This is a genomic window from Pseudomonas sp. MF6776, assembly GCF_016613125.1.
GTDB lineage: Bacteria > Pseudomonadota > Gammaproteobacteria > Pseudomonadales > Pseudomonadaceae > Aquipseudomonas > Aquipseudomonas iridis.
Genome location: NZ_JAENSQ010000002.1, coordinates 297,651 through 315,423 on the forward strand (window position 1 = coordinate 297,651; position 17,773 = coordinate 315,423).

Annotated in this window: 12 protein-coding genes; 5 read left to right on the forward strand and 7 right to left on the reverse strand. The window is 55.3% G+C overall.

The annotated features are described in order from the left end of the window. Positions 1 to 29: 29 nt before the first annotated feature. The 4 genes from JJD74_RS03415 to JJD74_RS03430 all read left to right on the forward strand — a co-directional run bounded on the left by JJD74_RS03415 (position 30) and on the right by JJD74_RS03430 (position 2,431). The gene (locus JJD74_RS03415) at positions 30 to 965 is read left to right on the forward strand and encodes an ATP-binding protein (protein ID WP_017847392.1); all 936 of its coding nucleotides are present in this window, start codon (positions 30 to 32) and stop codon (positions 963 to 965) included. Beyond that, positions 962 to 1,330: a hypothetical protein gene (locus JJD74_RS03420; protein ID WP_017847391.1), complete on the forward strand. Its 369-nt coding sequence runs from the start codon at positions 962 to 964 to the stop codon at positions 1,328 to 1,330. Before JJD74_RS03415 ends, JJD74_RS03420 begins: the two co-directional genes overlap by 4 nt. Positions 1,331 to 1,333: 3 nt before the next feature. Further along, complete coding sequence (locus JJD74_RS03425; protein WP_200611283.1) at positions 1,334 to 1,747, forward strand: hypothetical protein; 414 nt, start codon at positions 1,334 to 1,336, stop codon at positions 1,745 to 1,747. A 63-nt stretch (positions 1,748 to 1,810) separates the two neighbouring features. Continuing rightward, positions 1,811 to 2,431 carry a hypothetical protein gene (locus JJD74_RS03430; RefSeq protein ID WP_200611286.1) on the forward strand — a complete coding sequence of 207 codons (621 nt, stop codon included), beginning with the start codon at positions 1,811 to 1,813 and terminating at the stop codon, positions 2,429 to 2,431. A 264-nt stretch (positions 2,432 to 2,695) separates the two neighbouring features. Here the strand turns inward: JJD74_RS03430 and JJD74_RS03435 are convergent, their stop codons facing one another. The 4 genes from JJD74_RS03435 to JJD74_RS03450 form a co-directional block, all read right to left on the reverse strand. After that, entirely contained in the window at positions 2,696 to 8,062 is a 5,367-nt protein-coding gene (locus JJD74_RS03435) for a sacsin N-terminal ATP-binding-like domain-containing protein (RefSeq protein ID WP_200611298.1), read from the reverse strand. A gap of 64 nt (positions 8,063 to 8,126) precedes the next feature. Further along, entirely contained in the window at positions 8,127 to 9,275 is a 1,149-nt protein-coding gene (locus JJD74_RS03440) for a hypothetical protein (protein ID WP_200611300.1), read from the reverse strand. Positions 9,276 to 9,633: 358 nt separating this feature from the next. Then, entirely contained in the window at positions 9,634 to 10,686 is a 1,053-nt protein-coding gene (locus JJD74_RS03445; RefSeq protein ID WP_200611302.1) for an ADP-ribosylglycohydrolase family protein, read from the reverse strand. A 9-nt stretch (positions 10,687 to 10,695) separates the two neighbouring features. Next, positions 10,696 to 10,953 carry a hypothetical protein gene (locus JJD74_RS03450; protein ID WP_200611304.1) on the reverse strand — a complete coding sequence of 86 codons (258 nt, stop codon included), beginning with the start codon at positions 10,951 to 10,953 and terminating at the stop codon, positions 10,696 to 10,698. 119 nt (positions 10,954 to 11,072) lie between these two features. On the opposite strand from JJD74_RS03450, the gene JJD74_RS03455 reads away from it, so the two are divergent. Continuing rightward, positions 11,073 to 11,948 carry a WYL domain-containing protein gene (locus JJD74_RS03455; protein ID WP_200611316.1) on the forward strand — a complete coding sequence of 292 codons (876 nt, stop codon included), beginning with the start codon at positions 11,073 to 11,075 and terminating at the stop codon, positions 11,946 to 11,948. A 50-nt stretch (positions 11,949 to 11,998) separates the two neighbouring features. Here JJD74_RS03455 and JJD74_RS03460 read toward each other — a convergent pair whose 3' ends face one another. The 3 genes from JJD74_RS03460 to JJD74_RS03470 form a co-directional block, all read right to left on the reverse strand. Next, positions 11,999 to 12,667: an ankyrin repeat domain-containing protein gene (locus tag JJD74_RS03460; RefSeq protein ID WP_200611329.1), complete on the reverse strand. Its 669-nt coding sequence runs from the start codon at positions 12,665 to 12,667 to the stop codon at positions 11,999 to 12,001. A gap of 45 nt (positions 12,668 to 12,712) precedes the next feature. Then, a complete protein-coding gene (locus JJD74_RS03465) occupies positions 12,713 to 16,114 on the reverse strand; it encodes a TM0106 family RecB-like putative nuclease (RefSeq protein ID WP_200611331.1) in 3,402 nt (1,133 codons plus the stop codon). Between the two features lie 63 nt (positions 16,115 to 16,177). Next, positions 16,178 to 17,659: a hypothetical protein gene (locus tag JJD74_RS03470; RefSeq protein WP_200611336.1), complete on the reverse strand. Its 1,482-nt coding sequence runs from the start codon at positions 17,657 to 17,659 to the stop codon at positions 16,178 to 16,180. Positions 17,660 to 17,773: the final 114 nt, after the last annotated feature.

A 17,773-nucleotide genomic window follows, 5' to 3' on the forward strand; every position in this document is an offset into this window, starting at 1 on the left:
CCGATTGATTTTGTAATTCTGGAGTAGATATGCCGATCGGAAAACCAGTGGGTGAGAACAAGGTCGAACCACAGAGCAAGGAGCTAGCGCCCGCAACAGGGTCGCATGACTTTGAAGTCATTGTTCCGAAATACAAACTCGACGACGTGGTGGTCAACAGCCACACAAAAGACGAAATTCTCTCGGCCATTGCCCTACGCAAAGACAGTGAGTTTGTTTATAAGGTGCTCGGCTTCGCCAGTACGCACAAAATGTCAGACAAATTCGTCCTGAATTTTTATGGTGAGCCGGGTACCGGCAAGACGATCACGGCACATGCGGTTGCCCAGGCCTTTGGAAAAGACCTGCTGGTAGTCGACTATTCGCAAATTGAATCGAAGTACGTGGGCGATACACCGAAAAACCTGAAAAAGGTTTTCGATTTTGCTAAGGAAACGGACTGTGTCATTTTCTTCGACGAGGCCGATGCCATTCTGAGTCGGCGGGTCACCAACATGACCAGCGCCACCGATACCAGTGTCAACCAGACTCGCTCGGTGCTGTTGAACATACTGAATGACTTCAGCGGCATTCTAATTTTTGCCACGAACTTCATTTCCAACTACGACCCTGCCTTCATGCGCCGGATCGCCAAGCACATCCACTTCAAGCTACCGGATCACGATAACCGCGTTGCGCTTTTCAAACGGTATATCCCGCAAGCGTTGCAGGCGGGCCTGGACCTTGAAGCCTATGCAAAAGCGGCGCACGGGCTGAGTGCCGCTGACATCGAAAATGTGACGTTAATGGCCGCCTTCAAGGCCGCTTACAAGCAGTCCACCTGCCTCAGCGAAGAGGACGTGCTGAGAGAAATAAGAAACACGCTTGCCAGCAAGCAGGCAAACGTAAAAAACGAATACACAACTACAACCAAAGTGGTCTCCAAGGACTACGTCGAAAAGCAAACGGGGATGGTGCTGGAATGATTCCATTTATTTTGTTGGGCGCGGCGCTTTTCGCCGGTGCCGTGGTGGTCACGGCGTTTTGGGACAAGATAAAGAGCTTTCTGGAGGCCTCCGTTAAGCACGTGCGTCAGGTGGTCAAAGCGACCATCGTCGGCCTGACAGCCTACGTGAAGACTCAGAATATCGCTGCTGGCATTGCCGCAGGGCTGCAGGCGCTGAACAAGTTCTACTCGAAAAACGAAAACCAGCAGTGGGAAGAAACCATCACCACGCGCACGATCTCCGAGTCGGATGTGCCTGAGCATATTCGTCGCAAGCTGGAAAGCACCCGAGGCCCGGTCGACATCTCGGAAGACATTGCTAAAGAACTCAAGCTGGAGCTGTAACTCATGAATCAAGATGATAAGTCGTTGGGTGGGGCGCTGTTGGATGACTTCAAGAAGGCCGTCAAGCTTGGTTTGAGGGAGCTGCTCAAAGAGGGCGAGAAACTGATCCAGGAGGGCCAGGTGTCGCTGGAGGATTATCTGGCACAGAAAACCACCGGCCTCGACCCATATATTCTCCATGAACAGTCTGCCCGGCAGCTGGATTTTGTCTCGGGTGAAGTTTTTGTCGCGTTGCAGGATGAGGACAAATTTGTGTTTGGCGTGGATCTCTATTTCACTGACGCCAATAAGCAATGGGTTAAAAGTGCTCACGCCGATGCACCAAAACCCTTGAGCCTTTACTTCCTGAAAGAGGATCAAGCGCGTATCCGCGCTGAGAAAAAAATCGCCTACACATACGATAAGCCGAATGCCTGATGCTTGAGCAGAGCGTGCTTGTGCACGCTCTCTACTTTTTTATTGTCGGATAGTAGTGCTGCCATGATTATTATTGTGTACGGGTTTCTATTGCTGCTGGGGATCGGCTTGGCGGGTGTCATATTGAAAGGCGCCTGGTCCGCGGCCAAGTGGCTGTTTATCTGCGCGCTGGGCATCGCGACCCTGCCAATCAGCATCCCTTATCTGATCATCAAAGCCTTTAGAGACGGTGTGAAAGACCGGGAATTGCTCAAAAAAATTCCGATCGCGCTGGAGCGTCGCAATTTCCTGGAAGCGCTGCGACTCATCAAGGAACATAACGCAGAAGACCTGAAGGCAACTATAGAGCTACTGATCTACGACGGCATCGATCTGCGTGAGATGAAGGCGGATTTGAAGGTGCGCTATACCCAGGCGATTGAAGCCGATATCAAGAGTCGACTGGACGCCCTGGAGGGCAGTAATTTTATTGAGCTTTCCAGTTTGCTGCAGCCGCTGATGCCCATTTACCAACAGTACCTACTGGAAAAAGGCGATTTCCCTACGCCCCAAAAAATGGTCGAGGCGAAGTTCAAAAGCAAAGAACTTGAGCTGGAAAAACCACGTACTCAGGATGAAGAAAAACCGGTCTATCTGGTGCGCCGATGCATGCGGGATGAGTTCGCGGATGCCATCGAGATTTGACTCGCGGGAACGGGAGTCAAAGGGTAGTCGTATTACCTCTCGGAGTTTACGCACGGATAAATACTCCTTGACGACCTCTTTGCTTCGAGAGAAGAGGTCGGTTGTAGCGAAAAATCCTGCGTTGCTATCAGCCCGTCATCATTAATGCTTTCTGCGGTACACCGTGCAAACAGCCCTACACCTGCACCAACAATCTGCATTAGGGTATTATTCGCGGCAAAGCCTGACTGATGCCGGCTCTGCCGAAACTGTGCTGTTACACGCTCAATCACTAGGCTCGAAAGCGTATGTCACGCTACCTCGACCCACAATGCGCAGTTTTTTCCTGCCGCGACTTGAGAACGGATTGTCGATCAACAGCGGTTGTACACGATCCGGATCGGTCGCGTTAGAGATGTAGAGAATCCTGTATTTATTTTTGGTATCAGTACTGTATCGCTGCGCGGCGACGAGTTCAGTTGGACCAAGCTCGAATCGGCAGGGATTGCCAGAACTAGCCTTGACCTCGTAGTAATAAGTAGTCTGTTTGTCCCTTACCACGAAGTCGTAGCCCAGACTGTCGTCTCCGTTTTTGGTAGCGAGCATGATGTCGCGGTACCCCGACACCCAGCAGTTCTCATCCAATTCCATCGCATGCTTTTGTAGATGATGCTGCTTGATCCATTCGAACGCCCAAAGCTCGCCAATAAAACCAATAGCCTTGCGCTGCTCTTCCGACATTTGCGTATCGGGTGCAGGCCGACTCCCTACTCCACCACCTCCAGCGCCTGAAGTAGTGTTAACAGGGGACGGTGACACATCGGCAAGCGAACAAAACTCCGTCGAATCGCTAGACAAACGAGATGCCTCACTCAATCTGGCACGCAGCGCGTTCGCTAATTCAGCGTAATTTTCCGTTAGCGCAGAAAACGAGTCGCCCGCAAAAGTGATCTGGGTTCTCAGGCGACGCTGTTGCTCTTTCGCTTGTTTGGCTGCCTCTTGTGCGTCATGCACGGCAGTTAGAGATATTCCCCAGTCTTCAGGGCTTTGACTAGCCAGCTTCCCACTCGGCCAAGCACCGTCCTGGGTAAGCCATTGGACGACAAGATCATCATTGAGCAAGCGGAAGTCATTCCAGCCGCACTGCTGGGCCTGCACTGGCAACCTCAGTTTAGCGGCGCCCGGATCTTGCCAAAGCGATCGACAGGCCTGCGCAACCTGCTCGTGAGTTGAGCTCAGCCAAGCCGATACCAGCTTGCCATAGCGCAGCGCAAAACTTTGCAGGAACTGGATATTCTGTTCGCGACATCTGCTTAGCGCTAGCGTTTGAACCGGTAAATCCGTAACTAACTGTTGTTGCTGCAGCCAACCCAGCACATATTTTTCAACCACCAGGTCTGGCAGGTCATCGTACGATTCGAACCAATGAGGGTCAGGGGGCAGAGCCGCCAGCTCAGCGCGAAGCTGCAGATAACGCGCCAGGGAGCCCTGACTATCGAAGTGACCGAGAAAGTTGGACCGTAAATGCTCGACGTAATGAAATTCGCGGTGTTTGAGGTGTGCTTGAAACTGCCGCGTATGCAGTTCTTTGTTGTTGATCGGAGGGTAGTACTTGCCCAGTCTGCTCAGAGTGCCATTGAGCATGGCGAAATCCAGATTGAATGCACTCTGGAGCCCGCGAAAGTCAGCTATCTGGCTCAAACGAGTCAACAGCTCACGCGGTGCGACACCGAAGATGACTGCCAGGTCGTTGCAGCACTCCAGCAGCACCTCCTCTCCTACGTCATCGCGCTCTGGTAGCGCCACCAGCTGTTGCGCCACTTCATCCCGGTTGTGTAAGACCGCCAGAACATGGGCAAAACGGATCTGCGCAGAAAGGTCTGCCTGAGACAAATGGCGAACGGCATGGACCGAAGACACCTCCATTCCCAGGATATCTGCGATTTCATCGTTGCTCGGCACTACTTCCCCATCAGGGAAACGCATCATCAGGCGAAGAAAAGCCGCCTCCAGTCCAGCGGCGAGGCCGGGTTGATTCAGCGCCGCAGCCAACTGTTCATGGATCTCTGCGAGCAAACTGAAATCGGGGGCCCGAGCACTCTGCGCAACTAGAATGACTTGGTTACCTATTCGCGTAGTCAATGCGCCCCGCAGTCCAGCAGGGAGCGAGCGAGGCTGCCCACCCATGGAAACGGAAATGCGTTGCCCGACGAGGAAGCGCAACGAACTGGTGTTTTGTCGCAGCTGGGCAAAGCTTTGCGGTGTTCGCTGGAAGTGCCCGCCGCCCTTGGACTCGGCGGCGCAAAGAATGAATTCAACCAACCACGCGCCATACAAGTCCGGCAGCAAGGGCAATGTCTGGACCTGGTCAATGGGAATGCCATCAATGTGCACTTCGAGCGTCTGCTCGCTGACCCGTATGAAGCGTCCAGGTGCTTGAGTCTGGAGATGCGTCCAGGCGCCCTGGCGGTCCTTTATGTCGAACTCGAAGAGGGGATCTCCGAGTTCTTCCAGGAGCCGGGTCTTTGCCGAGTTTTCTTCATCGATGAAATAGACGGGTTGGGCTGAAGCCTCCAGTGAAGTGTCCAGCGTCACTGGAACAGCAGTGATCTGCCCCCCGGAGGAAACCGGAATCACTTTAATCTCGGGGTAGCACCCCCTTCGCGCGACCTCATTCCACGCCTTGCTGAACAGCTCTTTAAACCGGCGCACGTCCCGCGACTCGGCAATGCCCTGCTCTGCAGCCGCTGCATAGACCTGGAGCGCACGCTCAGCGTCGTCAGGATCATTCAAAATACCCAAGCCGGCGGCACGCATCCGCCGGGTATAGCCCTCATTCAGCAGCTTTGCTATCGGGCGCGCAACGAGCGGCATGAATCGGGGTTTCTGATGATCATCGTCGCTGGAAAAATGCCATGCCTCCTTCGGAGTGACGAATACCGTGTGGTTGGCATTGTCCACCACAGGCACCCACGGCACTTGCGTCAGAAATGCCTGAAGTGGTGTTGGCCATTCTACGTGGCCCCATGATGCGCCCCGGGCCGACATGATGAAGCCAAAATACTCCTTCGAAAGGTTCTGAACTGCACGCAAAACCTGTACAGCAAAGTCGCGACGCAATTCTGGCGGAAACTGGAGCGAATCGGTCTGGCCTGGCAAACGCCAAGCGCGTAGTTCGCAGTGATAATTCGTGTAGGGGTGGGGAATTTTTTCAGCGAGTTGACTGAGCACATTTCGCCACACTTCACTGCTCTGCTCATCCAGATCAGTGACTGCCGAAGTGATCAAACGCACCATCGGCCAGGCTCTCACCTCCTGTTGTATCCGCCTCGATGAACCTGTCGGCTGCAAGCAATCGCGGACACCCAAAGCGCCAAGAAAGTGGTGCCACTGCGCCACGTCTCCGCCACCTTCCCACTCCTTGAAATCCGGTAGCAGCCGGCCTGATGCCGCTGCCAGTTCAGCAGATAGCGCGCCGCAACGCTGCAACAATGTTTCCAGCGCTTTACCGTTGGGGGAAGTCCAACCATTCCCAAACATCGCCTCGGAGGCAGCAACCCATCCTTGCCTGGCGGGAAGGAAAAACCTGAGTTCACCAATCTCAGGAGTCGAGACCAACCAGAAGCGCAATGCCGCTTCGAGTGCCGCCATCTTCGTGCTGTGCGCCGCCTGACTGGAGGTAATGCCTGCCAGTGTTCTCATCACACTGCGGGTGTCGTACTCACGAACCAGTTTTCCATTAACCAGGAAGGTATGAGCGGGTCGGTACCCGTCCTTGGTCAACCAAGGGATCTGCGGGCTGACGAAGGCAAACCACTCACGCAGCTTCTTTGGCAGGCTGGCTAAAGGTGCGTGTTCGCCATCGTTTTCATCCTCTGCACCCACCCGGGCGGCAGGAGGGAAGTAGATGTCGGTGGTTCTGGTTTTCCTCTTCGATTTAATCCGGGAGCTTGCAATCAGCTCGCCGTCCTGCCCCAACAGGAAGCGCTTGTCGAACAAGGCAGAGGGACTTTCCTTGAGACTAGTCGCAACCTCGTCATAGAAAAGTGCCCACGTTTCTATCGATACCTTTTTTTCGTAAAGACGTAGAGCAACTGCCTCCACCCATTGCGCCATAGTTTCGGGCGCAGGATCGAAGTCCTTGTCAATCAGGTCGAAAAACGCGACAAATGCATCGCGCTGAAGAGCCGTCACGCTGGACGTAAAGATGTCCGCCAATGTGGCCGAGACGATCGCTTCGCTGGAAAACATGGCCCCAGGCGCTGTGTCCCATAGATGAGTACTGGTCGCTGGCGCCCAACGAACACTACCGGCGGCTGTCACTGGAAGGATGGGTTGTTCCAGGAACGATGAATCACTTTCGCTGAATGTCCGCCTGATAATTTCGGCATAGGGTTCACGCCAACACATCAAATCGATCACTGCACCAGGTGACGTCGGCCAGTCCCGCTCAATAAGGAACTCAATTCCCGGACGCACAAGTTTTGCTGCTGACTGAATGAAATACTGGTTCAGACCAACGCTTTCCTTGATCGAACGACGATTCATGTTCGTATAAAAATTGGCATTGATGTAACCAGCGAAGGGAGCAACGGCCTCTGCGCCAAGCGGGAGAAAACAGTACAACAAACCTTTTTCGGCAGAGGCATCCAGGCGCACCACAACAGTAATACGGGCCGAGCCTTGCCAGTCCTGCCATTTAGCAGGTAGCTCTCCCTTGCCGACGCTGTCGTCGAGTTGCTGGCGAAACTCCACGGCGTCAAGATCTGCACTCAGGAAGAGAAACTCCTGCTTGTCACCGACCGCAACACGCTGGATATCCACCTGGTCGCGTTTCCAGGACTGGCGCACCGTGCGACTGAGCGTATGCACCTGCCCAGGCTCACGCTCAATGGTGATGCACGCCAGGCGCTCGAGAAAGAGATGAAGCGGTGTCTGCAACTTGCACAACCATTCAATCTGCTCGAGGACGGATGCTCTTGCTTGCGCAGAGTCCAGCGGCATACGAACAACCGATGCGAATCCTTCGCACGCAAACCTCGGAACCAACCCCGGACGATCCTCTGCAACAACAGGCAGGAACCAGCACGGCATGTTCCGCAGGATTTCTCCCGCAAGTACAGGATCCTCACCTGTCTCCGTCAGAATGGTCTCGATATCGCTTTGCTCAGCGAAGCGAAAGCAGTAACCGTCAAAACTATTGCCGCCCGCACTATCACTGACGGAATAGACCTGCGGCCATTGGCAAATTTGCAGCACACTGCGAAAACCGAGCCCCTTGTTACCGATGCTTTCGTTTACAGATTTACTGCTCAGCGCGATTTGCGTGATGGACTCAAAGTTTCCTGCGCGAAAACCGTTCCCCCGGTTAGCAACGTAGAGGCAACCATGAGGCAATTCGTCCGGGGAGAAAACAATGGCGACCTCACCATCATTGTGTCCATGCGGATGAGCGTCATGAGCGTTCTGGATGAGTTCGACAAGAAAGCGATTTCCGTAGTCGTCAGAGACGTTCAGCGAAAGGTTACGGGCACTCTTGTGAACTTGAGTCTTGCCGCGGCTGAGAAGGTACGCCTCAATTTCCGCGCGTGTCTTGGACTCGATATCCCGCCGGGCTTCCACTGATTTGGAAGGCACTTCGAACTTGCTCATGATTGTCTCCGACAATTATCCATCTCGGCGTACCCTGTCCAGCGACCAGGCAGGCAGTGTCATATCACCGCCAGATCTGTGCATGCAGGATATGGAACAAGTATTCGACGATTTTCCCGGCCGAGGCATTCGGATCAGTATTCAGGTCCTGCGCTGCGAGCGGACTATGTCCACGGTAGAAGGTGTCTTGTAGTCGAGGTAATTCCTGCCGCTGTAATCGAGCGGGCATGCATGGAGCTGTACAGGACAGCAGTAGGCAGAGGATTACCTTTTCGCGCAAGGTTCCCCTTGGTCGGTGATCGCCGGATCTGGCCATGGCCTCGAACAATTTATGCATGAAGCACGAGAGATGGAACATCTCGTCCTCACTCATGACAAGCCGTTGATTGAGAGCGACACTGACATGGCAATCGAATCGTATTTGATTGTTGACCGATGGCAACGCACGTCCAGGCCAGAGGAATTCGCTGGCGGCTTCAAGCACATCTGGCTGTACGCCATCGACAACAAACGCAAATCCCTCGCGCTCGTACTCTTCGCCATCAAATGGTTGGCTGCGATGCAGCACGACCGAAGGAGCAATCGGTTCTCGAGACGAAGCGTCCCATAACTCCACTTCGATGAAAAAGCCGAGATGCTCCAGATCTGCCAGTGCGTTCAGGATGATTTCGACCAGTTGCTTACGGTAGTCCCTGTTTAGCTGTCCCTGGTGTTCGAAAATAGCCCCTTCGATCTCCTTGATTTCCCAGAGGATGCGATGCAGGGGAGGTGTAGTGCGGTTGTACCAATCGCGCAGTTGCTGCGCGATATCGGATACCGGCTCAACCAACACGGCATGAGCCCTGGTTTGCCGAAGCGCTTGTAACTCGCTCTGCAGCGTCACGATTTCTAATCGGGCAGCTTTGAGCGAAGTTTGAAGCTGCCTGTCACGTGCCTTGAGGCTTTTGACTAGTTCATGACCGGCAGCGAGATTAGTAAGCCTGGTTTGTCCTGCAATCGGTCCATCGAAACGAGCCACCGGCACGCGCGTGCCCTGCCCAAGCAGTTGATCACACCATGTGGCAAAGGTCAGATCTTGTGCAGCTGCTGCTGGTATGCCGCCCTTGAGCGCGCGATCAAGTTCCGCGTCTTCCAGCGCGGAAAAATCTGCCAGGACACCATATTTGCTCAGCACGCTTAGTTGTGCTGCTTTAGCTTTCTTCTCCAAACCCACGTTTGCGCTCCTTGGCACGGCAGCATCTGCTGACGGATGGTCGAGAGCATGCCAGCAGGCAGGGCAAACTGCCAGCAGTCCAATCTACCTAGCTATGCCCTTGGGAAAAGTTCGCTGAAGCGGCTTTGGGTGACTTCGGAATGCGTATTGATTTGCCCCCAATCAAGCGCGACCCCTTTACCACTTGAGCTTACCGCACTCTGATCTTGGCAAGCTTGTCGGTAATCTCCGGGACTAGAAATGCGAAAAGCCGATCAAATTACTCCAACCATACTCGTCACATACACGTAAAGGACCTGGGTTTTATTGGCACTGCTGCTCTCCTAAGTACTTGTCCCGATTCATTACCATCTGCCTCTCAACTACCGGGATACGCCAGTTCGATCTGCTGATCAAACTCTCCGTCATACCCACAATACTCACGCGGAATGCGCTCAATATCCTCGGCAATTTGCACAATCACCTCACGCAGCTCCAATTGCTCGAACCACCGAGCAGGAATCGCCGCAGCACCATACTGAACACCTAACAAATGCCCGGTGATGAGCCCGGTACTGTCGCTATCGCCACTGTGATTCACCGCCGTGATCACGCCTTCCTCGAACGAAGGCGCTGCCAGGGCGCACCACAAGCCAATAGCCAGCGTTTCTTCGGCGACCCATCCGCCACCGAGCTCGCCTATTCGTTGCGGAGTGGGCTGGTAGCCCTCGTAAAAGAAGAAAAGTACGCGTTCAATGAGGCTCCGTGTTTCTTCCATACCCGGCGTTTGTCCATATTTGGCCAAGCTCTGAGTAACCGCGTGCTCCAAGCTGTCTTGCCGATCGACAATGCGCTGGAGAATATCGGCAAACAACCCGGCCGCCAGGTAGCCCGTAGGATGCCCGTGAGTCAGGCGCCCTGACTGGGCAGCGTAGTCAAAGGCGTTAGCAAAGAATGCGCAGGGTGCAACGCGCATCAAGGCGCCACAGCCTTTGCTGTTGTTCTCGGCAACTGCGCCCAGCCGCGGACTGGCCTTGAGTGCACCTAGGCAAGTAGTGCCAGGGGCGCGCCGAGACCAGAGCTCCGACTGCTTGATCAGCCAGCCGTCCACGCCGATCGGCATCGCCGTAGGGAAGTCCTGGGTTATCAGCCAGCGCAGCAACGAATGGTGAATAATGCTGGGGACGTGGCAAGTCCCTCGTGAGCTGCCGCACACATAAGCCCGCAGCAAGCCCTCTGCGGTGAAAAGCATCATCTGAGTGTCGTCGGTGATGGCGCCGGTGGTACCGAAAGCAGGGGCAAAATCAACGATACCTTGTGGACCGAACTTAGCTTCAATAGATGACCATTCGAGAAACTCCACTGGGGCGCCTAGCGCATCACCGACGGCTCCGCCGAGCAGGCAACCCTTGATCCGTTCAAGTCTGTTCATGTCCGTTCCTCATCCCTCTGCAGGGATCAACTCCTGCAGAATCACCAGCTTTCTTTGCAACTGCTGGACGTGCTCTTTCTCAGCTCGCAACGCCGAACGCAGTTCGCGGTTTTCCACTTCCCAGATCCGCGCCCAGCGCACATTTTTTTGGCAGCCCCTAGCCATCTGCCAGAGCTCACGCAATCTCAGACACTGATGCAGTAACACCAGCAGGATTGCTCCCATCATCAGCAATACACCCGTCGAAACCGCTTCCGACATACTCATGTCCACTTCCTTTCGTGACTTCAATTCATTTCGAAGACAGACACACGATATGTAGTGTTAAACGACAGGTCTAGAATGTAGACTTATACAGGTAAAGTATTCGCGCACATGGAGAGGGTATGAAACGCAAGCAATCCATCGAACAGGTCCGCTGGGATCTGGCACTTCGCTATCGTTTGATTGAGACCGTTGCCTGGTGGGAGGGCCGGTTGACCACGGGACACTTGATGCAGAGCTTTGGCATCAGCCGTCAGCAGGCGTCCAAGGACATCAACACCTACATCACAGAACATGCGCCTAAAAATCTTACATATGACAAAAAAATAAAAGGCTACGTGCCCAGCAAGACGTTCACGCCGCTGTTCATCGACGACAGCGCCAGCGCCTATTTGCATCTGCTTTACCAGAACAACGAACGCGCTCCGCACATCGATGGGCTCGCTCTGGCCTACGCCCACACCAAGGTGCTGGAAGTCCCGGATCGTCCGATTCGGCCGGAGGTCCTGCGCCCATTGCTCAAGGCCTGTCGCGATGGCCTGCGTCTGGAAACCGAGTACGTGTCGCTCAATACTCCGAACGTGGAGATTCGCCTCATCGCCCCTCACACGCTGGTCTACACCGGTATGCGCTGGCATGTGCGGGCTTACTGCGAGAAGAACGGCCAGTACCGCGACTTTGTGCTCAGCCGTCTACGGGGCCAGCCAGATTTGCTCGACGAATCGCCGAACACTCGTGAGCTGGATGAAGACTGGAACACCGAGATACCGGTCATCTTTGCAGCCGATGGGCGATTGAACGCGGCGCAGAAGTCAATCATCGAAACCGACTTCGGCATGATTGATGGCCAGCTAGTGGTGCCCAGTCGCAGGGCGCTGGTGAAGTATGTATTGCAACGCTATCAGATCGATCCGAGAAACCAGGCCACTAACCCCGAGGCACAGCAAATCGTGGCAACCAACCTCAAGGAGCTGCGCCCCTGGCTCATGCATGATTGATCGTCAATCCTTTGGGCGAAGGCGTGTTGCCCCGAGTCGATCGCTGTCTGTCAGGCGTTTCGATTCGGCAACATCCATGTCCACCCGGCCGACATCTCGTGCCAGATACGCGCAGCGCTGATGCAGTTGTTGATCTCCCGAATCAGCAGTTGCTCAGCGATGTCGTGATGGCCATAGAGGATGGCCAGATTTCGAGCGGTATTGCCCTCATTGTTCTTCGCGTTCATATCAAGTTCGAACATATTGTAGTTGTCAGTGAAGTACTTGACGGCCTTGAAGTGGCCGTTTATTGCGAGCCAATGGATAGGCGTATTTCCGCCCACATCACGATGGTTGAGACTCCCGCCTAGCCGGAAACGCGTTTCAAGAGTATTTATTTTTCCCTGCCTGGCGGGAAGATGCATGTATTTATCGTGCGGCATGAAGCTGCCGAGGCCTTTCCAGTCCCGCAGTTGCTTGTCCCCCACGGCACCGAGTGCCTCCAGCTTCTCGATCAGGGCGATTCGGTTCAGCCGATAGGCGATGTCCAGTGGGGTGTCCCCCACAAGATTCTGGTCATTGAACGCCAGCGGATCAAACGACGACAGATACTGCGTATTGTCGAGAAGCACTGAAGCGTGCCAGTCCCCCAAGCCGAGCCCCTCCATGTCGTCAACGCAAAAGCTCGTCGAGGCCAAAGCCTTCTGCAGCAGAGGAAGCAAAGCGGGCGTGTATGGCATTACTGTCTTCCCTGTTACGGATAGATGACAAAACCCTTGATGGCGCTACACACACCGGGCGAGAGCATTGGCAGCCGTCCCGTACCTGACAGCCATGCACAAACCGTTGACCAGGCTCATGTCGTGCGGAGTCAGGCAGCGTATGGCCGTCAGATCAGGGCTGGCGACGATACAGGCCAACGATTTCGCCCGGCTGACGGCCACGTTCAAACGGTTTTTTGAGTACAGGAAGCCAATATCTCTGGGTAAAAAGTCTTCATTCGAGGTCGCCATCGATACGATGACAATCTCCGCTTCCTGCCCCTGAAACTTGTCCACCGTGCCGACACGAGCGCCCGCTGGCAGCACCTGTTTCAACAACTGCACTTGCAGGTTATAGGGAGCGACTACCAGGATGTTCTCGAGGCAGATCGCGTGCTCTACACCCTTGTCATCCACATAACGCTGGCGCAAGAAGTATGCGTAAAGCGCTTTGACCTGTGCCGCCTCTTCGTCCGAACTCTGGCTATTGCCATCGTGCTCCACAGGGTAAAACATCAGTCCGCTGTCCGGCACTTCCGGTCGTTTACCATCGAGTAACAATACGCGTCGCTCGGTACCTGGCGCCGAAGAAAGTTGCCCTTCGTACACGGCTTGCGAAATGAATGAGCAAACGTGGGGGTGCATCCGCCAGGTTTGCGCCAGGAACACCCCACGATCAGGCGCGATGGTAGGCGTACCATCCAGCAGATAGTCGAGGATGGAATCGCCGGAGCGACCCGGATGCACGCCTTGCACCGGTTGCGACAATTGCATCTGATCGCCCATCAGGACGATGTTGCGCGCAGCCATGCCCATCGTGACCAGGTTCGCCACACTCACCTGGCCAGCCTCGTCGATGAACAGATAGTCCAATTGCTCGGTGAAGGTGGGATCGGCAAATAGCCAGGCGGTACCGGCCGTCAAGGCAATGTTCGCCCCCCAGGCATCAAGGAATTCGGTTTTGTCCTCGATGGAACGAATGCAGCGGCCGGTGAACTCCGTGCCATCTCCCTCTGTGGACTTTTTCAAACCCTTGAAAGTGAAGTCCTCTTCTTGCGCACGAGATTCAACGGCCGCCAGCAGGTTGTTAATGGCATGGTGCGAATTGGATGTCACGCCGATGCGTTTGCCTGCTTTGAGCAAGTCAACGATGACGTGTGAACCGGTGTAGGTCTTGCCGGCACCCGGCGGCCCCTGAATAAACAGCACACTGTTCTCGAGGTTGCGCACCACCTGCTTGATGGCATCGATAGTCGGCAGACGTGCATCAAGCAGTGGAGATCCAGGCTCGACGTCTTTCACCCGCGGAGCGCGTCGATGAAGGAAGTCCGCAACTGCCTGGAAGCGCTGTTCGCCGGCCAAGGCGCTGTCGGCGTAACGGAACATCGCCTTGCGCAGCGGCGTAGACGGGATCGGCCTGCCGGGAATCATATCGAAGTATTCGGGCGGGGCATTTCTCTCGGTAGCCTTGAATGTCGCCAAGCACTTGTCATTGTCCAGGTGGAACAGCTGCACAGTCTTCAGGGACTCGGTGATGACGCCCTGAGAACCGCTGCGTAATTTGCTTTCTTGAGGGTCGAAACTGTACTCATACAAAAAGGAATTCCTGATCGGTTCGGGCGGTGTTTGCGTGCGTCGCAAACCGGCCAGGCTCTCGATATCCTCCAGCAGCTCCTCGGTTGTCATGTCCTGCCGACTGAACAGCTGCCACCACGTCGGCTTCTCTGCACGGCGGTGGAAGTCGAGTAACTGGAAGGTGAGCAACGTGACCTGGTCCTCGTCACTCATGGCCTCTTCGTCGGTGCGCATACCACCCAGCAAACGATCGCGATAATCTTCCAGACGAATTTCGATCTCCTTTTGCTCCGCCATGGATTTCTCGCTTTCGGCTTCAGACCCGAGAAAAGCGCCTGCATCCGACGGCTTAATTTCCAACAGCCAGTTACGCAGAAGATAGGTCGATAGCACGTCGTCTTCGTTGTAACGCTCGATCTGCTCAAGCAACGCCGATTCGCCGGTCTCTTTCCACCGCTCATAAAACACGATGCTCGCGCCGGCATTGGTGACGTCGCCGTCGCGCTGATCCATGTAAAAGTGCTCGATATTCTTGATCGAGTAGCTGGGCTCGGACACCCGGATCGCTTCGCGCACAACCTTGTACAGATCGATCAGTTTGCCGTTGCGCAGCAACCAGTCCACTTGTGCTTCACGCGTCCCGTGCTGGCTCATCAGGCGCTTGATAGCTGTCTCTTCGTAACTGGCGTAGTGGTAAATATGCGCGTCGGGGTAACGCTTAAAATGGCTGGTGACCCAGTCGATGAACTGCTCGAAGGCGACCTTTTCTTCTTCTCGGGTATGCGCCCAGAAGGGTTTGAAGATTCGCTGCCCACCCTCGTCGATGTAAAGACCGAAGAGGTATTCCAGGCCACCCTCTTCCAGCGGATTGCCCTCCATATCGAAGAACAGGTCGCCCTCGACCGCCTTGGGCATCCGATAAAAACCACGTCGCTCACCCGACACGGGAAGCAGCTCGAATAGCGGGACATCACTGGAACGCCCCTGGAACTGCAAACGCGCCTGATGCCGCAACTTGCTCAATGACTCTGTCTGCAGTTTTGGAATGCGCAGGTCGTCAGTACTGTCCGCCAGCTGGTGCAATGTGGTCACGCCAGCACTCTGTAACTTCTGGATTTGCGAACGACTGATACCAGCTACCGCCGAGAGGTGATCGTCCTGCAGTCGTTGTTCGTCGCAGCGATCACGCCAGGCGCAGAACCCACAATGCCCGCATGGCTCCGGGTAGGTAACGGGTCGCTCGGCACCGTTCACGAACGCTTCGAAACGCTGTAGCACATGCTCCAGATAATCGGCGTAGTCGGCGACCCGAAATGCCTGCTCGGTACACGCAGCATCACCGAGTACGACGTACATGAACTGTGGCTGTACGCCCTGGATCGAGATCAGCATTCGTGAATAAAGCGCAACCTGTACAAGGAACTTGGCCTTGGCCGTTTTCGCCAGCTTGGTGTCGATCACCTCATAGCTGTGGTCGCCCAGCGCCGACACCCGCGGCACTTTGCGCAGGAAGTCGGCATGACCAATAAAGGCGCCTTCCTGAAGCGACGCCTGGAAGATGATATCGGCGCCGGCCTTCATGGCCTGGATGGTCAGTTCCACCCGGCGCGCGAAACTCGGATTGCCCTCGGCAATGTCGACAACGTTGGCGTATTGGTTTTTGAGCCGTTCGAAAAAGGCCGCTTCATGGGCCAGACCTTTGTCCTGGATCAAACGGTTCTGTTCGCTTGCCGCCGCTTTCTCCATAGGGATGACAAGGTTCTGAAGATCCAGCGCCGTGAGGTGCTGGCACTCAAGAAAACCGCAGATGTCTGAGGCGGAGTACAACTGAATTCCGTTTCGGGTTTGCATGGTCGTTTCCAGTCCGGTGAAGCGCCCAGGAACGCTTCACGCTAATTCAATGTCGTGTGGGAGTCAGACGTCGAGCGAGCATCCGCGGAAAAACTGCTCGAACAAGGTCGTCGGCAAATGTTGTGCATCGAGCAGGCCGAAGTGCTTGCCCACGTTACGCCCCAACGCCATCAGCGTCCTTGCAGAGTTCTCTGTACCGGCATATCCGGCGCTCAAGATGTAATCGGTTCGCTCCTTGTCGGTCGTCGCCCGCCGATACGCATTGCCCGTGATCAATACATCCACCAAACAGACACTTACCCGCTCATCACCCACGGTGAACTGCTCTAATGTCTCGCTTGCCAGTGCCGCACACAGTCCATCCTTGCCACCCGCGACGATTCGCTCAAGCTCTGCGAGCGGCCGGCCGAACAGGTCGAACTCCTCAATGGAGAACGCGAAACAGTAGCCCTGCGCCGTAGCACGCGTGAGCGGGTTCTCGTTACGCGGGTTCGTCAACAGCCAGGCAACGAAGGACGCTTTATCGTCGAGCGAACCGCTGCGGCGGAAGGCCAGATAATCCTTGAGGACCTGACTGAAGGGGTGCCCGGTAGGCACCCAGCCGGTGGCGTCACGTTCACTTTTCTGCGCGTCGATCTCTGGCACTGCTGCCTTCGGATCAGTCGCCAGAGTTACACCAAAGCACCGCAGGTCATAGCCGAGCATAAACAGGCTGGCCTCGAAGGCGTGGCATCGCGCGGGCAGAGCCCCTTGTTCGGCAAACCAGCCGGTACGCTCGAGCAGGGCTCGGATAATCCACCCCAACCGCACCTGCCAACGTGCCCATGCGGCATAATCGATCGCCGCAAATTGCGGCGCCGCCAGTCCGTTCAAGAACGCTCCCGGGTTGCGGATCTGGCTGCCACGAGCGCCTCCAGACGGGAAAGCCAGCAGAGGTTTGCCGCTCCCCGTCCATTGCTGGCGAAACAGCGAATACAGCATGCCTATCGCTGCGCCGACGCGACTGTCATAGATGGGTGACCCCGACGGATCGAGCAAGGCGTGAATCTTGGTCAGGCCAGCATCGAAACGCTCGACGCTGCTTGCGTCGAGCTCATTCAGATCATTGTCACCATCGAGCGACATGAGCCCGGCCATCTTTTGCAGATAGCTCGACAGCTCGCCCTGTGCGGCCAGCCGATGCAAAAACGGAATGGCTCCCCGGACACCACCCCAACGAAGAATCTGCAAACATGCCTGAAGCGCTTGCTGTTCATCCCCCAGGTTGACCGCACTCGTCACCCACTCGCGAAGTTGCCCGAGAGAGCGTTGAGTTTCAGCCCAGGTTTGTGAATCCACCGAGCTTTGGTTGGTATCTTGCCAGCTTGCCTTCCAGCGATATTGCTCAAGAACCTGCTCGATGCCCTGGACATCAGCCGTTAAACCGCCAGGCACAAATTTGCTCGACTTGAAGCGCAGCTTGAAAGTCAACGTCGGCAAGTTCGTTGCAAGCCATGCGATGAAGGACTCAACTTCAGGTTGCGCCAGGAACTGTTCGCGCTTCATGCAGACCACCTTGCAGGTAATATCGAATGGCCATACCCTAAGCAAAACCACAGCCCCCGTCCATGTTGTTTGTCCGTACAGGTAAACAAATGGAGCAGGTTCTCAGGCCCTGGA

Excerpts from the sequence above, each read along its gene's own strand:
- JJD74_RS03465 (WP_200611331.1), bottom strand. The coding sequence starts at position 16,114 with ATGCAAACCCGAAACGGAATTCAGTTGTACTCCGCCTCAGACATCTGC.
- JJD74_RS03470 (WP_200611336.1), bottom strand. The coding sequence starts at position 17,659 with ATGAAGCGCGAACAGTTCCTGGCGCAACCTGAAGTTGAGTCCTTCATC.
- JJD74_RS03435 (WP_200611298.1), bottom strand. The coding sequence starts at position 8,062 with ATGAGCAAGTTCGAAGTGCCTTCCAAATCAGTGGAAGCCCGGCGGGAT.
- JJD74_RS03460 (WP_200611329.1), bottom strand. The coding sequence starts at position 12,667 with ATGCCATACACGCCCGCTTTGCTTCCTCTGCTGCAGAAGGCTTTGGCC.
- JJD74_RS03450 (WP_200611304.1), bottom strand. The coding sequence starts at position 10,953 with ATGAGTATGTCGGAAGCGGTTTCGACGGGTGTATTGCTGATGATGGGA.
- JJD74_RS03445 (WP_200611302.1), bottom strand. The coding sequence starts at position 10,686 with ATGAACAGACTTGAACGGATCAAGGGTTGCCTGCTCGGCGGAGCCGTC.
- JJD74_RS03430 (WP_200611286.1), top strand. The coding sequence starts at position 1,811 with ATGATTATTATTGTGTACGGGTTTCTATTGCTGCTGGGGATCGGCTTG.
- JJD74_RS03425 (WP_200611283.1), top strand. The coding sequence starts at position 1,334 with ATGAATCAAGATGATAAGTCGTTGGGTGGGGCGCTGTTGGATGACTTC.
- JJD74_RS03415 (WP_017847392.1), top strand. The coding sequence starts at position 30 with ATGCCGATCGGAAAACCAGTGGGTGAGAACAAGGTCGAACCACAGAGC.
- JJD74_RS03455 (WP_200611316.1), top strand. The coding sequence starts at position 11,073 with ATGAAACGCAAGCAATCCATCGAACAGGTCCGCTGGGATCTGGCACTT.
- JJD74_RS03420 (WP_017847391.1), top strand. The coding sequence starts at position 962 with ATGATTCCATTTATTTTGTTGGGCGCGGCGCTTTTCGCCGGTGCCGTG.